Here is a 3884-nt window from a genome sequence, read left to right as displayed (position 1 = left end):
TGGTGCTCGCTATCCCGACTACAAGCAGTCCTTCTACCTTAAGTGCACCCCGGAGTATACCGCTGAACGCATACGGGAGATCGAGGGGCTGAGGACATGGCTGATCGGCAAACTCAAGACATGATAAAGGAGATTGGACGCAAGTACGCGGAAGTGTTACAGCGTAAGGTGAACCTGCGAGGTCTCTACGTTTACGGTTCATGTGCCAAAGGTACGTATGACAATGACAGCGATATCGACATTGCTGTCGTAGCTGACGACTTCACCGGGGACATGATAGAGGATACCTTTACTTTGATGAAGCTACGACGCCAGGTAGATATGCGCATTGAGCCGCACCCGTTTCTACCATCCGATTTCACGGAAAAGAATCCGATGGCACGAGAAGTCATGCAGACGGGGATTCGAATAGTGTAGCAGGCTTCTTGCGCCCATACCTCTCGAGTGCTTCAATATGCTATGGCGTGAACTCACTCCCATACCTTATCTCCCGGTGAAGAAGGCGCCCAGTCTCCACAAGGCCTCCCGGGCCGGCTCATCGTGCAGCACCGGCGGCAGCAGCGTCCGGGGTATATGTACCTTGCGGCGCCGATCACCGAGTGCTATGCCGGTCGGCTGAGCGTACCCTCCTGCTGACCCTGACAGTCACCGTGACGCCCACATCGAACCAGGTCAATAGGTCTCCGATACGCTCCCAGGTATACTGCTTCCCGCCCACCTCGATGTAAGGTTCCCACCAGCCGAACCCTAATGTCCCTGTAAGCCCGGTGTTGCCTGCAAGAAGCCTTGTTGCGGACACACTGTGGTCCTCGAGTACATACGCAAGCTTTCTGTTGACTTCATCAATGTAGAAGTACTCAGGGTCAAAGAGCCTGCCCCTCGTATCCTTCTGCGCCCAGGACAACATGTTCTCCCGTTCGGGGTTGCTCTTGTCCCGGATGGTTTCGAGGAACTCTTCATATCCCACGACGCCGCCGACATCCTCCGGAGGTCGGTGCCTGGCCCCACCGAGACAAACGGGCACCTGGTTTCGCTCCGTGTCCCTAAGCCTTTTCTCCACCACGATTTCGTGGGTCCACGAATCACCGAAGTCATACTCGTAAAAGCACTTATCGTACTCGTCAAAGAGCTGGCTGACAAGGGTTCCTCCAGGGTTGAGGGTTGGCGCATCCTCTCCGTAGAGCTCAGCGGTGGAGAAGTCCGGGTCTGGTTCCACAATCACGATATTGTCGAACCTGAAGTGGTAAAGGTGATAGTCGAGCCACCCAAAGGCTACCTGTATAATACGGTGTAGCTGGGCGAAAGTTATGCTGCCAGGTATTCTGAGGCTGCGCCAGATAGCAGGCTCAATCCCGCATATCGCTATTCTGATCTCGTAGGCCAACGGATTCCCTCCTCGATCGTATTCCGCTGCGATGTGCCGCTGGGCGCCAGAGATCGAACAGGCGCTACATTCGTTCCTCCCGCCGAGCATGCACACAGAGTCAACTGTTGTAACCCAAGCTGAGCGCCTCATTGTGCAGACGCCTGGCCTGGCGAGCCTGGCGTGGAGAAACCGTCCAGCCCCTGGAGACATACCGGCCCATGTCATACATGAACTTGCGCTCCCAGGGCTTCAAAAGGCCCTCTTCCCTGGCCCAGCGGGCCATACTGAACCACAGATCAGGGGGAGTTGTAGCGATCCACTTGACCAGTTCCTCATCTGGCGCCTCGTCGGCGGACCTGCTGCTCCCGTTCGGGCGAGACCCAGAGACTGAACGAGACGGTGCTTGCGTGGATTCCGTAAGCTCCGTCAAGGCTGACTGCTTACGGGAATGTGGTTGTTTCTGCCGTTCTTCCGTATCAATTCCATTGGTCTCCACACTCGGTCGTTCCCGTAAATCCAACCCAGGCAAAGCACACACTTGTATTACGGGCATCCCCCTAATCTCTCCGCTCAACCGCTCCTCTGATGGGTTTCCGCCTGCGTCTTCGCTGACATTACGCGCCTCAATGTCATGCTCGGATGATCCCTGTTCAGTTGTGAAGCCTTGCTGCTCCGCAGCCTCGTTATCGCCCCCGCCCACCCATTCCCGGCGTAGAGCGGCTGCTTCACGAGCTACTCTCTCGCCCAGTGGTGTCCGCCGCGACCCAACAGCACTATGCCCATCTGACTCTCGTTCCGGCGCCGAGCCTTCCACCACGTCTATCTCTGTTGCCGCGCTTTCTCCTTCCGGGAGAATGCCCATTCTGTCCAGTCGGTCCAATACAATCCCCATGGCCCGTTCAGGCTCGCGCAAGAACTCAGTACCTCGTAAGCGTGCGAACTGCCAGCCAAGCCGCTCAAGCACGGCCTGACGCATTAGATCGCCCTCGAGCTTCTCGAGTGGATGATATCATCGGTCACCGTCGCATTCAATAGCAAGTCTCTTTCCGCCGCCCTCAACCACGAGGTCAATGCGATAGTACCCAACTGACCATTGTGCCCTCACCCGGTAGCCTCGCGCCACCAGCCTGCGCATCACCTGCCTTTCGAATTCCGACTGCACCCGGCGCTCTTCGCGCTCAAGGGCACGCATAGTCGCCTCCGGGTCGAGCGCATATTCGATGAGCCTCCTGCGCAAGTCCCCGGGCTTCAGATCGGGCTGACCCCCTAACTCTGGAGATTATGCCACAATAGGAGCGGCGCTCGCACTGTTGCTCATGAATGCTTTATGAAACGCTTCCGGGGCCATGAACCCAAGGCTTCCATGGCGACGCCGCTTGGTGTAGCACTCCATGTATTCGGGGACCGTGACATAGACCTCCAGGAAACTGGCGAAGTCATTACGGCTGTAGCATTCATCCTCCAGGATCGGGTGAAAGGCCTCGATGTGAGCATTCATGTTCGGCGTCTTCACGGGGATCCGCTCGTGAACGACCTTCAGTTCACCGCATGCCTCCTCGAACTTCTTGGCCACGAACTGCGGCCCGTTATCGGTTCTCACTTTCGGAAGCAGGCCGTCAGGGGTTAGCCCACGGGCCTTGAAGCTGTTCTTCAGGACCCTGACGGCGTCTGCCGCGGTGCAGGACAGCCCAAGGTGATAGTCAATGACGCAGCGGTCGAAGACATCCAGCAGTGAGAGTTGGAAGAAGAACTCGTCGGCGCCCCGTATGTAGCCGTATTTCATCTCCATCTCCCAGAGCTGATTCGGGCCAGTCACGGTATCTCTTTTCGCCAGACGGCGAGGGTGCTTGTCCTGAACCTTCCTCTGAGGTCTCAGGGCGTCAAGCTCCTTGCACAACCGATAGACCTTCTTGTGGTTGACTGCGAGGCGATGCTCCTCCCGCAAGCGGACCGTGAGCTTCTTGTAGCCGTAAGGGACGCCGTCACCGGCGATGAGTTCGCAGATCCACTCCTTGATCAGCTCGTCAGGGACCTTCCTCCCGTCCCTGGTGAGCGAATACGCAGAGATCGGCCTGCCCACCCGTTCGAACGTGTTGAGCAGCGAGGCCTCGATGCTGATCTCAGCTCCAGCCTGCCTGGAGACTGAGCCTACCCCGTTTTCGTGGACACCTGAGAGCTTGGAATGTAATTTAAGAGAGGGGTGTCCACATGCCACCTGCGAAGCCACCGTATCCGCCTCAGTTTAGAGCCGAGGCCGTCCGTCTGGTCCGCGAGGGCGGGAAGTCGATGGCCCAAGTCGCCGCAGACCTTGGAGTATCCCTGGAGTCACTCCGAAAATGGACCCGGCAGGCTGAGATTGACGCCGGCCAGCGCGAGGGGCTGACCACTCCCGAGCGTGAGGAGTTGCAGCGTCTGCGGCGCGAGAATCGGATTCTGCGTGAGGAGCGCGGGATCCTAAAAAAGGCCGCGGCCTTCTTTGCCAAGGAGACCGGCCGGACCCGGCAGCGGCGTTTCGGCT

General features: G+C 58.0%; 6 protein-coding genes. 2 read left to right on the top strand and 4 right to left on the bottom strand.

The window, feature by feature from the left end; genetic code table 11:
- The first annotated feature begins 96 nt into the window (after positions 1 to 96).
- Positions 97 to 417 carry a nucleotidyltransferase domain-containing protein gene (locus NUW23_15340; GenBank protein ID MCR4427532.1) on the top strand — a complete coding sequence of 107 codons (321 nt, stop codon included), beginning with the start codon at positions 97 to 99 and terminating at the stop codon, positions 415 to 417.
- Between the two features lie 175 nt (positions 418 to 592).
- Here NUW23_15340 and NUW23_15335 read toward each other — a convergent pair whose 3' ends face one another.
- The 4 genes from NUW23_15335 to NUW23_15320 form a co-directional block, all read right to left on the bottom strand.
- On the bottom strand, positions 593 to 1384 hold the full coding sequence (locus tag NUW23_15335; protein ID MCR4427531.1) for a plasmid pRiA4b ORF-3 family protein: 792 nt from the start codon (positions 1382 to 1384) through the stop codon (positions 593 to 595).
- A gap of 100 nt (positions 1385 to 1484) precedes the next feature.
- The gene (locus NUW23_15330) at positions 1485 to 2342 is read right to left on the bottom strand and encodes a hypothetical protein (GenBank protein MCR4427530.1); all 858 of its coding nucleotides are present in this window, start codon (positions 2340 to 2342) and stop codon (positions 1485 to 1487) included.
- Between the two features lie 33 nt (positions 2343 to 2375).
- Positions 2376 to 2603 carry a hypothetical protein gene (locus NUW23_15325; protein ID MCR4427529.1) on the bottom strand — a complete coding sequence of 76 codons (228 nt, stop codon included), beginning with the start codon at positions 2601 to 2603 and terminating at the stop codon, positions 2376 to 2378.
- Positions 2604 to 2645: 42 nt separating this feature from the next.
- Positions 2646 to 3581 (bottom strand): DDE-type integrase/transposase/recombinase, encoded by a 936-nt coding sequence (locus tag NUW23_15320; GenBank protein MCR4427528.1) that lies wholly within the window; start codon positions 3579 to 3581, stop codon positions 2646 to 2648.
- On the opposite strand from NUW23_15320, the gene NUW23_15315 reads away from it, so the two are divergent.
- Positions 3575 to 3884: transposase (locus tag NUW23_15315; protein ID MCR4427527.1), on the top strand; the 310-nt coding region annotated here is incomplete at its 3' end. The genes NUW23_15320 and NUW23_15315 overlap by 7 nt on opposite strands.

Source organism: Bacillota bacterium, assembly GCA_024655925.1.
Classification (GTDB): Bacteria; Bacillota; DTU025; order DTU025; family JANLFS01; genus JANLFS01.
The sequence above is the reverse complement of the archived record's forward strand: the minus strand, read 5'-3'. Positions and strand labels throughout refer to the sequence as shown.

Excerpts from the sequence above, each read along its gene's own strand:
- NUW23_15340 (MCR4427532.1), top strand. The coding sequence starts at position 97 with ATGGCTGATCGGCAAACTCAAGACATGATAAAGGAGATTGGACGCAAG.
- NUW23_15330 (MCR4427530.1), bottom strand. The coding sequence starts at position 2,342 with ATGCGTCAGGCCGTGCTTGAGCGGCTTGGCTGGCAGTTCGCACGCTTA.